Here is a 639-nt window from a genome sequence, read left to right on the forward strand (position 1 = left end):
CAAAGCCACTTAAATTGTCAATGCAAGCTACAAAAATATCTTTTACCCCACGAGTCTGTAGTTCGTGGAGTACTTGTCTCCAAAAGCTACTGGATTCATTATCCCCAAAATAGATACCCAAGACTTGCTTTTCTCCTTCTTTATTAACACCCAGGACCGAGTAAACAGCTTTAGAAACAACCTTTCCATTTTCCCTGACTTTAAAATGCATGGCATCAAGCCACATCACCGGATAAACAGAATCTAAAGGCCTGGATTGCCATTCTAGTATCTCCGGTATTATTCTATCTGTTATAGCGTTTAATGTACCTACAGATATCTCTAAATCATACATATCCTTAAGATGATCTTGGATATCCCTATAACTCATCCCTTTGCTGTAAAGAGACAAAATCTTAGCGTCAATATCGCTGGTTATGCGCCTTTGTCTTTTCTTGATAATTTCGGGTTGAAAAGAACCATTGCGGTCACGCGGCGAAAAAATATCGAAGCCACCTAATGAGCTAGAGATATTTTTTCGCCCTCGCCCATTGCGCCGATTTTTGTCTTTTTTAGAACTTTGCTCTAAATGAGAGTCCATCTCTCCTTCAAGACTGGCTTCGATCACTCGCTTGAGTAAAGGTGTAAAAACACCATCTT

The 639-nt window shown here is 39.7% G+C and carries 1 protein-coding gene; it reads right to left on the reverse strand.

Features of this window, described 5'->3' with window-relative positions; translation table 11 throughout:
* Nucleotides 1-639 (reverse strand): IS256 family transposase (locus IEV69_RS13825; protein ID WP_188443432.1); only part of this gene is annotated, 639 nt, incomplete at both ends.

The organism is Planktosalinus lacus (assembly GCF_014640155.1).
Classification (GTDB): domain Bacteria; phylum Bacteroidota; class Bacteroidia; order Flavobacteriales; family Flavobacteriaceae; genus Planktosalinus; species Planktosalinus lacus.